Raw genomic sequence first — 12,740 nt, 5'->3', positions numbered from 1 at the left:
CAATGAAAATTGAACACTTGGACGCAATCGAAAACGCAAAACTGCACGGCGTCATGCCGTCAGTGCTGGCTCATGAGCTGTTGGTGCGGGACCTGGTCGAAGCTGCAATGTTCGAACTGAAGAACATTGCAGCGCCTTTCTCAAAGCTGAACGAGGGCCAGCAGCAAGAGGTGATCGACCGCATCACTGAGAAAGCCGAAAACGCCGTCATGACCGCCGTCTGCATCATCAGCTCGCGCAGTGTTGACACGATCCCGTTGATCGTAGCCGACGCGAAGTTCAAGGCGAAGAGCATCACGGTGACCGGCGTGATCGATGCCCAGGACCCGAACCGACATGGCTTGATCGACGTGGCCGGCAAGCTGTGTTTGTTGGTGCTGGCCCCGAACGATTACAACGAGGCGCTGGACAGCATCCGCCCGGAGCGCGACCAGCGCGACCTGCCGCTGCATAGCAGCGATATCAACCGCGGCCTGTTCGATGGCAAGCCCACCGGGCCAGACGAACCGGACGGTCAGCCCGTGCAGCTGGGCACCCAGGAAGAACTGGATGCACTGGTCAACGCCGGCAAGCCGAATAAGCAGGTCGCCGAGGGCAAGGAGTTCGGTGACTTCACCTACGAAGATGCCAAGCAACTGATCGTGCTGAAGGCAAAGGCCAGAGCGTTCAAGGGCCACTGGGTGCAAAGCCGCCTGGCCATCGATAGCGACAGGGCGGCCACCCTGCTGCTGCGCCTGCTCGATGACAAGGTGCTTGAAATTGAAACCGAGGGTGAATCGGCGTTTGACCACAGCTTCAAGGTCATCGCCAAGCTGGAAGACGTGATTTAAACCCATCCACGCAACACCACCAGGCGCCTCCGGGCGCCTTCTTTTTTGTCCAAAGGAAAGCCCCTATGAATCTTCTCACCCCCTACGACACCGAAACTACCGGCCTGCCGCTGTTCAAAGAGCCGAGCGAAGACCCGCGCCAGCCCCACCTGGTGGACATCTGCATCCTGGCCTACAGCCCGGACGGAACCCTGGTCTACTCCTTCGAAGCAATGGTCCGCCCTGATGGCTGGGTGATACCGAATGAGGTCGCCGTGATCCACGGCATCACCACCGAAATGGCAATGGATATGGGCATCCCGGAGGCCGAAGCGCTGGACGGCTTCATGGCCATCCACGACCGAGCTGGCCTGCGCATCGCCCACAACATCGCGTTCGACGACCGGATCATGCGCATTGCGCTGTCGCGGTACCGGGGCAAGGAGGCGGCCGAAGCCTTCAAGAGCACCCCGGGCTACTGCACCTGTCAGTCGAGCAAGAACATTGTTCAGTGCCCGCCAACCCCCAAGATGATCGCCGCCGGCTTCGGCAAGCAGTTCAAGGTCCCGACCGTGGCCGAGGCTCTGCTGCACTTCACCGGCGAAGAGTTGGTCGGTGGCCACCGCGCCCGGCCAGACACCGAAGCATGCGCCCGTATCTACTTCGCCATGAACCCGCCTGCTCAGGTGGCTTGACCCAGTAATACCGAGCGCTGGCGTTGGCCGGCGCCTCTCTTTCAAGGACGCCGCCCATGACAGCCCTCCTTCTGCTCTACCTGTGCGCGGACGCAACGCGCACGGACTGCAAGGCCCTGCCCGTCGAGCGCTTCGACGGCGCAGACGCATACGAACGCTGCATCGGCGCCCTGCCGGCAATGACTGCATCGCTCAGCGCGAAAAACCGCGAGCGGCACCAGTTCGTTTGCGAGGTACGGGGCGGCGACCAGGCCCGGCCGGCGCTCATCCATCAATCGTTCCGGATGTGAGGCAACCCCCATGAACCCCATCGCACAACAGGCGCTCGCCAGCGCCCTGGGCAAGGCTTTGCCCGTTCCTCAACCGAAACCCCGCGTCCCGCAGACCTTCGCCGAGGTCCTTGTCCGCCTGGACATCAGCGAGATCGACACCAGCGGCCCGATCAATCGCGTCATGTACCTGGAAGGCCGTGGCTTCGCGCTCGAGATGATCCGCTGCGCAGGCGACACGCTCACTGAGTCGAGCCATATCCAGAAGCTGATACAAGCCCTTATTCGGGCGGCGATCAGCAGGCCCGCCAGCTACGCCAAGGGCATCAAGGACGTGATCGAGCTGTTGGAGGCGCGGCCATGATCCCGATCTTCGCCGTGCTGTTCATGCTCCAGCACATCTACCGAGGGCCGCGCCGGTGACCGCCCTCCGCCGAAAAGTCGAAATACGCGGGCGCCCCATGAAGGCGCTCGACCTCAACGTCATGTGCGACCAGTGCAACAAGTCACGGGCCCATGGCAACCACGACAAATGCAGCAAGAGGCGCCAGGCGGCAATGGCCGAGCTGCGCGCGAAGGAGAAATCATGAACGAAGTTAAGCGTTACCACCTTTTCACTGGCGAGCCTGCTGAAGGCTGCGGCGGTCTTGGCCGAATCAACGTTGTACTGTGCGCCGATCACGACCGCGTAACCGCCGAGCGTGACGCCCTGCAAAAGCGCCTGACCGCAGCGGATGAGCGGGTAGATTCGGCCATCGCGCTTTTGGAGTGCATTCTTGATACCGGTGAACTGACAAGAGAAAAGCACCTGGAGCTTGAGGCTGATATCTGCCAGCTGGTTACCGACTTTTGGGGCGACCGAAAAACGGCGCGCATTCCTTCACCGCCTCGCTGCCCCGATTGTGGTTACACCGAGCAGGATTGCCGCGAGCATATGGATCACCATCTTTGCGGATCTCCTGAACCGGCTGCGGCGCGAAAACCATGAAAGCCCAACTCCCCGCCTACTGCTGGTGCCTGCTGGCACTGGCACAACTGATTTTCTGAGGTGATTTATGCTGCATGAACTCAAGATCCGTAAGTGCTTTTTCGAACCTGTGCTGGAGCGCATCAAGACGTTTGAGATTCGCCGGAACAATGATCGCGGCTTCCAGGCTGGTGACGAGGTGTTGTTTCACGAAGTCAGTGAAATCAGCCACAACGTGACTACCGGGCGCCAGGCCAAAGGCCGGATCACCTACGTCCTCAACTACGAGCAGAAAGAAGACTACGTGGTCTTCGCGTTCGAACTCTACGGAATGAAGCCATGACCACCGACCAAACGATTGATGGCGTGCCGCGTGCGGACCTGCAAGCGGCACACGACGAGTTGACCGACTGGAAAAGCCCGGTAGCTCAAAGGCTGCGCGCCCTGCTGGATGCGCCTGACGATTCAGCAGGTTGGGTGTGCGGTGAATGCGGCAGTAGTTGGCAGACTCGACTAGATGCTCCTACGGCCGCCCAACCCCAGGATGATATAGAAACCCTGCGTGCAGCCTTACGCACAGAAGTGGGGGCCGGGGATAGCTGGAAACGCGAAGCGCTGGAGCTGCGCGAGAAGCTGGAGAACAAGCCCCAGGGCGAGGGCGAGCCAGTGGCTATCGTAGACGAGAGCGATGATGGGTTGTTCATCGAATTCATCTATGGTGAAAACGGCAACCCCTTGCAGCGCGGAGACATGCTCTACGCCGAGCAGCCCGCGTCGGTAGCGGTGGCTGATCTGACCGCCAGGCTCGCGGCTCAGACCGCCCTGCTCAAGGAACTGTATAACCCGCTGCTTGAGGCGGCCATGGAGTACGACGACAAGTTCGAGGCCCTGGCCGAGGAAGTCGCCGAACTGATCAAGATCGAGGACATCGCCGCCACCGAAAAGGTCGATCGCGAGAGTCAACCAGCAATACACATCCCCCGCGGCCCCGGCGAATACGACGGGCTCGACAACGGCGTCGACTGACGCACCTTCACCGGCCGCCACGGCCTGGAGCACCAAATGCGCCTGATCTCAATCGCACAGGCGGCCGCAATGCTGAGCATCGGTCGCACGACTGCCTACGCCCTGGCGAAAGCCGGAAAAATCCCCTGCGTGCGCGGCTTCGGCCCGCTGCGCATCCACTATGACAAGCTCGTCCAGATGATCGAGGCGGGTATCCCTGATACCCTCGCCGACGCGGGCGGCGTACAAGACAAGGAAAATGTATGCCCTACAAGAGAGGAAAAATTTGGTGGATCAGCTACACCGCAGCAGATGGCACGTACGTTAGACGCTCTGCTGGCACCGAAGACCATTCAGCAGCCAAGGCCATAGAGCAGGAGCACCGGGCCCAAGCATGGAGGGAAAAGGAACTGGGCGTTGATCCGCCCAGGACCTTCGAAGAAGTGATGGTTGAATACCTGAGCCAGGCTGCCAGCGCACAGAAGAGCTTCGAAACAACCCAGTACAGAGTCAAAGCGCTGCGTGATCACTTCGCCGGCCTGGTCATGAACGACCTATCCGGCAGAGAGATCCGGGAGTATTCATCGGCCAGGGCGAAGGCCGGCAAGTCGCCGGCGACCATCAACAGGGAACTGGCGGCGCTGTCGGCGGCCATCAACTGGTGCGTGGTTGAACTGGAGTGGAAGCTGCCGAACCCGGTGAAGGGTCGCAAGATGAAGGAGCCCGAAGGCCGCGTACGCTGGATCACCCGCGCCGAGGTCGATGCCCTGTGCCGGATCGCTCGAAAGCAGCGATTCGGTTTCATGCTCGAGGACTTCATTCGGTTGGCGGTGAACACGGGTTGTCGCAAGGAAGAGATGTTGGGGCTTGAATGGCGCCGCGTGGACTTTGCCAACCGGTTGATCTACCTGGACGGCGAGCACACGAAGGCGTCGAAACGCAGAAGCATCCCACTCAATGAGGGATCGCTGTCGGCGCTGAAGGGAAGAATGGCGATGCGGGCCGAGCACTGCCCGACAACGCCATGGGTATTTTCGAGGAAGAACGGCGCAAGGGTTGTCGATTTGTCAGAAGGGTTCGACGGTGCTTGCGAAAAGGCGGGAATAACGGACTTCACGATACACGACCTGCGTCATACGTGCGCAGCGTGGCTTGTTTCTTCCGGGGTGCCGCTGATTGAAATCAGGGATCTGCTCGGACATTCGACAATACAAATGACCGAGAAGTACGCCCACCTTGCACCGACCAGGGTGCGTAATGCGGTGAGCGTGCTTGATCAGCCGTTGTCACAATCTAGCTACACTGAGAATCCAGCCGGGCTACAGGAGGTAGGCCTAAAGTTGGTAAGTGCTTGATTTATAAAGTGGTGCGGACGAAGAGACTCGAACTCTTACGCCTCGCGGCGCTGGAACCTAAATCCAGTGTGTCTACCAATTCCACCACGTCCGCGGGTCAAACTTTTAAAGCAAAGACGCCAGATGATTAATCTGGCGTCTTTATTCGAATATGGGGTGGACGATGGGGATCGAACCCACGACAACAGGAGTCACAATCCTGTGCTCTACCAACTGAGCTACGCCCACCATATTGCGTTACTTGTGCCAAAGCTGCCTAATGGCGCACCCGGCAGGACTCGAACCTGCGACCATCCGCTTAGAAGGCGGATGCTCTATCCAGCTGAGCTACGGGCGCCTTATTAATCTGTATTCTATTACGACTACAAACTAAGAGCTTCAATCTTGCTGAGCTAGACATCAACTCTGCTCGACCTTCTCAACCAGTGCTAGGCTGTGCCCGACAAGTGCGACGAATGTTATAGGTGAGCCTGAAGGTCGTCAACTCTTTTTTGAAAAAAATTCAGAAATATAAAGGAGTTAGGGGAATAACCAGACCAAGCGCCTTTGCCCTTGGGCCATGGCGTGCGAGAATGCGCACTCTTTTTCAACCCCTTTCGATGGTTAATCACGCGTCATGACTGCACAACTAATCGACGGCAAAGCGATCGCCGCCCGCCTGCGCCAGCAGATCGCCAAACGTGTCGCCGAGCGTCGCCAGCAGGGCCTGCGTACGCCAGGCCTTGCTGTGATTCTGGTCGGCAGCGATCCTGCGTCCCAGGTTTATGTCTCGCACAAGCGCAAGGACTGTGAAGAAGTCGGCTTCATTTCCCAAGCCTATGACTTGCCTAGCGAAACCACACAACAGGCACTGGCCGAGCTGATCGATCGCCTGAATGACGATCCGGGCATTGACGGCGTGCTGCTGCAGTTGCCCCTGCCGGCCCACCTGGACGCTTCAAAGCTGCTGGAACGCATTCGCCCGGACAAGGACGTGGATGGTTTCCATCCTTATAACGTCGGTCGCCTGGCCCAACGTATCCCGCTGCTGCGCCCCTGCACCCCGAAAGGCATCATGGCCCTGCTGGAAAGCACCGGTGCCGACCTTTACGGGATGGATGCAGTGATCGTCGGCGCGTCGAATATCGTCGGCCGGCCGATGGCCATGGAACTGCTGCTGGCCGGTTGCACCGTGACCGTGACCCACCGCTTCACCAAGGACCTCGCCGGCCATGTCGGCCGTGCCGACCTGGTGGTGGTCGCCGCCGGCAAGCCGGGACTGGTCAAGGGCGAGTGGATCAAGGAAGGCGCCATCGTCATCGACGTGGGCATCAACCGCCAGGAAGACGGCAAGCTGGTCGGCGACGTGGTGTATGACACCGCCCTGCCCCGTGCCGGCTGGATCACTCCGGTGCCGGGCGGCGTCGGCCCGATGACCCGCGCCTGCCTGCTGGAAAACACCCTGTATGCGTCCGAGTCGCTGCATGCCTGACGGTCAACCGTCATCAACGACAAAGGCACCCTCGGGTGCCTTTGTCGTTTTACAGCCCTGCCTGATTACTTGCGGGCAGCCGCCCAGCTTTTCAGCAGTTCGTTGTAGTTGATGGTCTCGCCCTTCGGCTTCTCGTTGGCCAGCTTGCGCTGTGGTGCGGCGCCACCGGCGGCCTCACCCTTCTTGTACCACTCCTCGGCCGTGGTTTCCGGGTTCATCTTCGGCGCACAACCGCTCTTTTCCTGCGCCTTGGAGCGCTCAAGCCGGGTCAGGATCGCGTCCTGATCCTTGGCCAGGCCATCCAGCGCCTGCTGCGCGGTCTTCTCGCCCGTCACGGCTTCGGCCACATGGCTCCACCACAACTGTGCCAGCTTCGGATAATCCGGGACGTTGGTACCGGTCGGTGTCCACTGCACCCGCGCCGGGCTGCGGTAGAACTCCACGAGGCCGCCCAGCTTCGGCGCCAGGTCGGTCATGGCCTGGGAATTGATGTCCGACTCACGAATCGGTGTCAGGCCAACGATGGTTTTCTTCAGGGACACGGTTTTCGAGGTCACGAATTGCGCGTAGAGCCAGGCCGCCAGTCGCTGCTTCTCGGGTGTCGAATAAAGGAAGGTCCAGGAGCCGACGTCCTGATACCCCAGCTTCATGCCTTCCTTCCAGTAAGGCCCCTTGGGCGACGGTGCCATCCGCCACTTTGGCGTGCCGTCGGCATTCATCACCGGCAATCCCGGCTTGGTCATGTCGGCGGTGAATGCGGTGTACCAGAAGATCTGCTGGGCAATATTGCCCTGCGAAGGTACGGGCCCGGACTCGGAGAAGGTCATGCCCGCCGCCTCGGGAGGTGCATAGGCCTTGAGCCAGTCGATGTATTTCTGAGTGGCGAAGACCGCTGCCGGACCGTTGGTATCGCCGCCGCGGGTAATGCTTGAGCCCACCGGATGGCAGTTCTCCACCCGGATCCCCCACTCATCCACCGGCAAACCGTTGGGCAGGCCCTTGTCGCCGCCGCCGGCCATGGAGAACCAGGCATCGGTGAAACGCCAGCCGAGAGACGGATCCTTCTTGCCATAGTCCATGTGGCCATAGACGCGCTTGCCGTCGATCTCCTTGACGTCTTCGCTGAAGAACTTGGCAATGTCCTCATAGGCCGACCAGTTGACCGGCACCCCGAGCTCATAACCGTACTTCGCCTTGAACTTGGCCTTCAGGTCCGCGCGCTCGAACCAGTCGGCACGGAACCAGTAGAGGTTGGCGAACTGCTGGTCGGGTAGCTGATAGACCTTGCCGTCCGGCGCGGTGGTAAAGGACAGGCCGATGAAGTCCTTGATATCCAGGGTCGGCGAAGTGACCTTCTTACCCGCATCGCTGGCCATCAGTTCGTCCAGGGACTGCGCCTTGCCATAACGGAAATGCGTACCGATCAGGTCGGAGTCGTTGACCCAGCCATCGTAGATGTTCTTGTCCGACTGCATCTGGGTCTGGATCTTTTCGATCACATCGCCTTCCTGCAGCAGGTCATGGGTCACCTTGATCCCGGTGATTTCGGTAAAGGCCTTGGCCAGGGTCTTGGATTCGTATTCGTGGGTGGTCAGGGTTTCCGAAACCACCTTGATATCCATCCCGCGAAAGGGCTCGGCAGCCTTGATAAACCACTCCAGTTCCGCGAGCTGCTGCTCGGGGGTCAGGGTCGAGGGCTTGAACTCCGCGCCAATCCATTTTTTCGCCGCATCTTCGTAGGCATCCGCCCAGGCTGTCGCGCTCAAGCCACTGAGCGCCAGCATCGAAGCCAACGTCACGCTATGTCGAAGCTTATTGTTTTTATAGAACATAGACACCTCCAGATGATTCCTACGTAGCTCGCTTCCCAAGAGATCCGGGATCAGTCGCCGTGCTTGCCGGCTAACCCCAGCGCATCACCACCAACAGCCATACCAGGGCCAGCAACGACCCGATCCACAGACTCCAGTCGGTGACACCGATTACCAGCAGATGCAGGTAGGCGCTGCCCAGGAGCCCGATAAACAAACGATCGCCACGACTGGTGGTGATCGGCAGAAAACCCCGCCGTTCAATACAAGGTGAACGCAGCTCCCAGACCGTCATGCCGATCAGCAGCAACGCGATAGCCCCGAAAAAGGCGGCGGTCAGTGGGGTCCAGGCCATCCAATCCATCATGCGACTCCTCAGACCCGGCCGAGGGCAAAGCCCTTGACCACGTGATTACGAACAAACCAGATCACCAGCACTCCGGGCAGGATAGTCAACACCCCTGCCGCCGCCAGCACCCCCCAATCGATCCCCGAGGCAGACACCGTGCGGGTCATCACCGCGGCGATCGGCTTGGCGTTGACCGACGTCAGGGTGCGCGCCAGCAACAACTCGACCCAGGAAAACATGAAGCAGAAGAACGCCGTCACGCCGATCCCCGAGCCAATCAACGGGACGAAGATCTTCACGAAGAACTTGGGAAAGCTGTAACCGTCGATATAGGCGGTTTCGTCGATTTCCTTCGGCACGCTGGACATGAACCCCTCCAGGATCCACACCGCCAACGGCACATTGAACAGGCAATGCGCCAGGGCCACGGCAATCGGCGTATCGAACAGGCCGATGGACGAATACAGCTGGAAGAACGGCAGCAGGAATACCGCCGGCGGCGCCATGCGGTTGGTCAGCAGCCAGAAGAACAGGTGCTTGTCGCCGAGAAACCGATAACGCGAGAAGGCATAGGCCGCCGGCAGCGCCACGGTCAGGGAAATCACCGTGTTCAGGCTGACGTAGTACAACGAGTTGATATAACCGCTGTACCAGCTCGGATCGGTGAAGATCACCCGATAGTTCGCCAGGGTGAAATCCTGCGGGAACAGGGTCAGCCCGCCGAGGATCTCGGTATTGCTCTTGAACGACATGTTCAGCAGCCAGTAGATCGGCACCAGCAGGAACAGGATGTAGATCAGCAGGGGAACCAGCTTGCGTGCATTCATGACAGACCTCAGCGCTTGGCATCGGCGTGGGTCATGGCGGTATAGAACAGCCAGGACACCAGCAGGATGATCAGGAAGTACACCAGCGAAAACGCCGCCGCCGGGCCCAGGTCGAATTGCCCGATAGCCATCTGGGTCAGGGTCTGGCTGAGGAAGGTAGTGGCGTTACCCGGCCCGCCGCCCGTCAGCACGAAGGGCTCGGTGTAGATCATGAAACTGTCCATGAAACGCAGCATCACCGCGATCAACAACACGCTCTTCATCTTCGGCAGCTGGATATGCCGGAATACCGCCCAGGCCGAGGCCCGGTCGATCCGCGCCGCCTGGTAGTAGACATCCGGAATCGCCCGCAGCCCCGAATAGCACAGCAGCGCCACCAGCGAGGTCCAGTGCCAGACATCCATCACCAGCACCGTGACCCAGGCGTCCATGGTATTGGCCGCATAGTTGTAGCTCAGGCCCAGGGCATTGAGGGTCCAGCCCAGCAGGCCGATATCCGCCCGACCGAAGATCTGCCAGATGGTCCCGACCACGTTCCACGGGATCAGCAGCGGAATCGCCAGCACGATCAGTACCAGCGAAGACCAGCGACCCTTGGTCGGCATGGTCAGGGCGATGGCGATGCCCAGGGGGATCTCGATCGCCAGGACACAAGCCGAATAGATGAACTGGCGCAGCAGCGAGTCGTGCAGGCGCGGATCCTGCAATACCTGCCGATACCAGTCGGCGCCGACGAAGTAGCGGCTGGACTGATCGAAGATGTCCTGCACCGAATAGTTGACCACGGTCATCATCGGCACCACGGCGCTGAATGCCACCAGCAGGAAGACCGGCAGCACCAGCCACCAGGCCTTGTTGTTCTGCACCTTGTTCATGGGTTGACCTCCAGCAGGCGATCATCGGCATAGACCATCAGCCATTGCGCCGGGAAACTGATCCAGGCCTTGCCTTGCGGCACCGGCTTGTCTTCCTGCAAGCGCACCTTGAGCAACTGACCATCCAGCTCCAGGGTCATGATCTTGTAGGTCCCGAGATCCTCGACATGCCGGACTTCGGCACACAGCGCTTCCTCGTAGGCTTCATCCCAGACATGCACGAATTCCGGACGAATACCGACCTGCAGGCGGCTCCAGCCACCAGCGGCGATCCGCTGCTGCAGGGCGTCGGACAGTTCCAGATGGGTATCGGCAAAGCCGACGCCACCAGGCCGGGGCTGCACGTCGATCAGGTTCATCCCCGGACTGCCGATGAAATAGCCGACAAAGGTATGGCCCGGCCGCTCGAACAACTCCCGCGGCGTACCGAACTGGACGATCTGCCCGCCATACATCACGGCGATCTTGTCGGCGAAGGTCGAGGCCTCCAACTGATCGTGGGTCACGTAGACCATGGTGATATTGAACTGCTCATGGATCTGCTTGAGCTTGCGCCGCAGCTTCCACTTCAGGTGTGGGTCGATCACCGTCAGCGGCTCGTCGAAGAGGATCGCCGAGACGTCGTCGCGTACCAGCCCGCGCCCCATCGAAACCTTCTGCTTTTCATCGGCGCTGAGGTTACTGGCCTTGCGCTGCAACAGCGGCTGCAGGTCGAGCACGTCGGCGATTTCCTGGACCTTGCTCAACACCCGCGACTCGGCCATGCCCTGGTTGCGCAGGGGAAAGGCCAGGTTGTCGAACACCGTCATGGTGTCGTAGACCACCGGGAACTGGAACACCTGGGCAATATTGCGTTTTTCCGGGCTCAGGTCGTTGACCACCGTGGTGTCGAACAACACCTGCCCCTGCGACGGACTGAGCAGCCCGGAAATGATATTGAGCAAGGTCGACTTGCCACACCCCGATGGCCCGAGCAGCGCATAGGCGCCACCCTGCTCCCAGATATGGTTCATCTCGTGAATCGCGTAATCCTCGGGGCCCGCCGGGCTCTTGCTGTAGCTGTGGGCGAGGTTCTGCAAGTGAATCCGGGCCATCAGGCAACCCTCGCAACACGTCGACCGGGGGCCTGGACCAGGCGGCCCTGCCCGTCGAACACGAATAGTTTGTGGGTCGGGATATAGATACGAATCGAGGCGTCGACGTCGTAGGCATGCACCCCGGGCAGATGCAGCACCAGTTGGAAATGCTCGTTGCGCACATGGAGAAAAGTCTCCGATCCGCTGATTTCCGCCAGTTCCACGGTCACCGCCAGCTCCAGATCGTCGTCGTTGCTCGGGACCAGGCAGATATGACTTGGCCGCACACCGAAACGAAACTCGCCTTCGCCGATGGGGCGCAGGTCGACATTCAGCGGAAAGTGCACGAAATTGGCGAAACTGACCTCATTGCCGAGAATCCGCCCCGGCATCAGGTTGATCGGCGGCTCGGAAAACAGCTCGGCCGCCAGCACCGTCTGCGGCTGGTGATAGACCGCCGGCGTGCTGCCGCTCTGGATGATCCGCCCTTCGTGGACAATGGTGGTGGTGCCGCCCAGGGCCAGGGCTTCGTTGGGCTCGGTGGTGGCATATACGGCAATGGTATGGCGCGCCTTGAACAACTCGCGCATTTCCTGGCGCAGCTCTTCACGCAACTTGTAGTCGAGGTTGACCAGCGGTTCGTCGAACAGGATCAACTCGGCGTCCTTGACCAGCGCCCGGGCCATCGCCGTGCGCTGCTGCTGGCCGCCGGAAAGTTCAAGGGGGTGGCGTTGCAGGAACTTCTCGATCCGCAGCATCCGCGCCGTCTCCAGCACCTTGGCCTGGATCTGCTCCGCCGGCATCCGCGCCTGGCGCAAGGGCGAGGCAATATTCTCGAACACCGTCATGGTCGGGTAGTTGATGAACTGCTGGTAGACCATCGACACATTGCGCAAGCGCACCGGACGCCCGGTGACATCCACGCCATTCATCAGCACCCGTCCGCCGTCGGGCTTGTCCAGGCCCGCCATCAGGCGCATAAGACTGGTCTTGCCGGACAGCGTACGCCCCAGCAGGACATTGAAGGATCCGGGTTCGAAACTCAGGCTCGCCTCATTGATCCAGGTCTGCCCCTCGACCACACGGCTGACGCGCTCCAACGTTAAAGACATGGCTCGACCTTTTTTATTATTGAAATCAAATGCCACACATCGCCCGACGGACAGAGCGACATCCGTGCCAGAAACGAAAAACAGCGCGCAAGCCCTCGGGCCAGAGCGCTGGGAGGTGA

At 60.2% G+C, this 12,740-nt stretch carries 16 protein-coding genes and 3 tRNA genes; 10 read left to right on the top strand and 9 right to left on the bottom strand.

Annotated elements, in window-relative coordinates; all coding sequences use genetic code 11:
• Nucleotides 1-2 precede the first annotated feature (2 nt).
• The 9 genes from HX851_RS11350 to HX851_RS11310 all read left to right on the top strand — a co-directional run bounded on the left by HX851_RS11350 (nucleotide 3) and on the right by HX851_RS11310 (nucleotide 5,100).
• Nucleotides 3-830: a DNA translocase FtsK gene (locus tag HX851_RS11350; RefSeq protein ID WP_177065377.1), complete on the top strand. Its 828-nt coding sequence runs from the start codon at nucleotides 3-5 to the stop codon at nucleotides 828-830.
• A 65-nt stretch (nucleotides 831-895) separates the two neighbouring features.
• Nucleotides 896-1,504 (top strand): 3'-5' exonuclease, encoded by a 609-nt coding sequence (locus tag HX851_RS11345; protein ID WP_177065375.1) that lies wholly within the window; start codon nucleotides 896-898, stop codon nucleotides 1,502-1,504.
• A gap of 56 nt (nucleotides 1,505-1,560) precedes the next feature.
• Nucleotides 1,561-1,794, top strand: a complete 234-nt coding sequence (locus HX851_RS11340; protein ID WP_177065373.1) for a hypothetical protein — start codon at nucleotides 1,561-1,563, stop codon at nucleotides 1,792-1,794.
• Nucleotides 1,795-1,804: 10 nt separating this feature from the next.
• The gene (locus HX851_RS11335) at nucleotides 1,805-2,137 is read left to right on the top strand and encodes a hypothetical protein (RefSeq protein ID WP_177065371.1); all 333 of its coding nucleotides are present in this window, start codon (nucleotides 1,805-1,807) and stop codon (nucleotides 2,135-2,137) included.
• 222 nt (nucleotides 2,138-2,359) lie between these two features.
• Nucleotides 2,360-2,761, top strand: a complete 402-nt coding sequence (locus HX851_RS11330; protein ID WP_177065370.1) for a hypothetical protein — start codon at nucleotides 2,360-2,362, stop codon at nucleotides 2,759-2,761.
• A 67-nt stretch (nucleotides 2,762-2,828) separates the two neighbouring features.
• Nucleotides 2,829-3,083 carry a DUF3850 domain-containing protein gene (locus HX851_RS11325; RefSeq protein WP_177065369.1) on the top strand — a complete coding sequence of 85 codons (255 nt, stop codon included), beginning with the start codon at nucleotides 2,829-2,831 and terminating at the stop codon, nucleotides 3,081-3,083.
• Entirely contained in the window at nucleotides 3,080-3,766 is a 687-nt protein-coding gene (locus HX851_RS11320; RefSeq protein ID WP_177065368.1) for a hypothetical protein, read from the top strand. Before HX851_RS11325 ends, HX851_RS11320 begins: the two co-directional genes overlap by 4 nt.
• Before the next feature lie 36 nt (nucleotides 3,767-3,802).
• A complete protein-coding gene (locus tag HX851_RS11315; protein WP_177065367.1) occupies nucleotides 3,803-4,117 on the top strand; it encodes a helix-turn-helix domain-containing protein in 315 nt (104 codons plus the stop codon).
• Nucleotides 4,009-5,100 carry a tyrosine-type recombinase/integrase gene (locus HX851_RS11310; protein ID WP_177065366.1) on the top strand — a complete coding sequence of 364 codons (1,092 nt, stop codon included), beginning with the start codon at nucleotides 4,009-4,011 and terminating at the stop codon, nucleotides 5,098-5,100. Before HX851_RS11315 ends, HX851_RS11310 begins: the two co-directional genes overlap by 109 nt.
• A 9-nt stretch (nucleotides 5,101-5,109) precedes the next feature.
• On the opposite strand, the gene HX851_RS11305 is transcribed toward HX851_RS11310, so the two are convergent.
• The 3 genes from HX851_RS11305 to HX851_RS11295 form a co-directional block, all read right to left on the bottom strand.
• A tRNA-Leu gene (locus HX851_RS11305) sits at nucleotides 5,110-5,194 on the bottom strand.
• A gap of 58 nt (nucleotides 5,195-5,252) precedes the next feature.
• Nucleotides 5,253-5,328: transfer RNA gene (locus HX851_RS11300), tRNA-His, on the bottom strand.
• Between the two features lie 32 nt (nucleotides 5,329-5,360).
• Nucleotides 5,361-5,437 (bottom strand) — tRNA-Arg (locus HX851_RS11295).
• Nucleotides 5,438-5,716: 279 nt separating this feature from the next.
• Here HX851_RS11295 and folD point away from each other — a divergent pair.
• Complete coding sequence (folD, locus tag HX851_RS11290; RefSeq protein ID WP_177065365.1) at nucleotides 5,717-6,571, top strand: bifunctional methylenetetrahydrofolate dehydrogenase/methenyltetrahydrofolate cyclohydrolase FolD; 855 nt, start codon at nucleotides 5,717-5,719, stop codon at nucleotides 6,569-6,571.
• 65 nt (nucleotides 6,572-6,636) lie between these two features.
• Here folD and HX851_RS11285 read toward each other — a convergent pair whose 3' ends face one another.
• From HX851_RS11285 to HX851_RS11260, 6 genes are all read right to left on the bottom strand, one after another.
• Nucleotides 6,637-8,403, bottom strand: coding sequence for an ABC transporter substrate-binding protein (locus tag HX851_RS11285; RefSeq protein WP_177056488.1), 1,767 nt, complete (start codon nucleotides 8,401-8,403; stop codon nucleotides 6,637-6,639).
• A 70-nt stretch (nucleotides 8,404-8,473) separates the two neighbouring features.
• On the bottom strand, nucleotides 8,474-8,746 hold the full coding sequence (locus tag HX851_RS11280; RefSeq protein WP_017129554.1) for a DUF2160 domain-containing protein: 273 nt from the start codon (nucleotides 8,744-8,746) through the stop codon (nucleotides 8,474-8,476).
• 11 nt (nucleotides 8,747-8,757) lie between these two features.
• Entirely contained in the window at nucleotides 8,758-9,558 is an 801-nt protein-coding gene (locus HX851_RS11275) for a carbohydrate ABC transporter permease (protein ID WP_177056489.1), read from the bottom strand.
• Between the two features lie 8 nt (nucleotides 9,559-9,566).
• A complete protein-coding gene (locus HX851_RS11270) occupies nucleotides 9,567-10,433 on the bottom strand; it encodes a carbohydrate ABC transporter permease (protein WP_017129556.1) in 867 nt (288 codons plus the stop codon).
• Nucleotides 10,430-11,527: an ABC transporter ATP-binding protein gene (locus HX851_RS11265; protein ID WP_177065364.1), complete on the bottom strand. Its 1,098-nt coding sequence runs from the start codon at nucleotides 11,525-11,527 to the stop codon at nucleotides 10,430-10,432. The genes HX851_RS11270 and HX851_RS11265 overlap by 4 nt, the downstream gene beginning before the upstream one ends.
• Nucleotides 11,527-12,621: an ABC transporter ATP-binding protein gene (locus HX851_RS11260; protein ID WP_177056491.1), complete on the bottom strand. Its 1,095-nt coding sequence runs from the start codon at nucleotides 12,619-12,621 to the stop codon at nucleotides 11,527-11,529. The genes HX851_RS11265 and HX851_RS11260 overlap by 1 nt, the downstream gene beginning before the upstream one ends.
• Nucleotides 12,622-12,740 lie beyond the last annotated feature (119 nt).

This window comes from Pseudomonas gingeri (genome assembly GCF_013385635.1).
Classification (GTDB): Bacteria; Pseudomonadota; Gammaproteobacteria; order Pseudomonadales; family Pseudomonadaceae; genus Aquipseudomonas; species Aquipseudomonas gingeri_A.
This window is presented reverse-complemented; position numbering and strand designations above follow the sequence as displayed.